Genomic DNA, 544 nt, shown 5'->3' on the forward strand with positions numbered 1-544 from the left:
ACCGGAGGGACGGTCGTCCCGACGGAAGCCACCGCCGGAGGGGCGGTCATCGCGGCGGAAGCCACCGCCGGCCGGACGGTCGTCACGACGGAAGCCACCGCGGTCGCCGCCACGGTCGTCACGACGGTCATCCCGGTCGCGGAACGGACGGTCGTCACGACGGAAACCGCCACGGTCGCCGCCACGGTCGCCGCCGCGGTCGTCACGACGGTCATCGCGGCGGCCACCACGGTCGTTGGACCAGCCCCCACGGGACCGGGGCTCGTAGCCTCGGCCGTCGTCCGATCGACGATCGGGGCGGCCCTCGGGCTGGTTCGACATCCTGGTGACTCCTTCTGCTGCTTCAACTCCACCGCGGACCAGGCAAAACCGGTGCCGTCACGCGGTATCGGCGCCGACCTCCTGGCCGGGCACCATCTCCATTGTCCGGCATGCCCGAACCGTCCGCGTCTGGGCGGAGGTCCCGGTCTGCCGGCCTCGTTCACGTTCGCAAAACACAAAAAGGCCGCGGCCCCAGCGAGTCGCTGGGGCCGCGGCCTTGAAT

At 71.5% G+C, this 544-nt stretch carries 1 pseudogene; it reads right to left on the reverse strand.

From position 1 onward, the window contains the following. Positions 1–227: pseudogene (locus RZ50_RS28135) on the reverse strand (hypothetical protein); the annotation flags it as partial. Positions 228–544 lie beyond the last annotated feature (317 nt).

This window comes from Kitasatospora sp. SUK 42, assembly GCF_015776785.2.
GTDB lineage: Bacteria > Actinomycetota > Actinomycetes > Streptomycetales > Streptomycetaceae > Kitasatospora.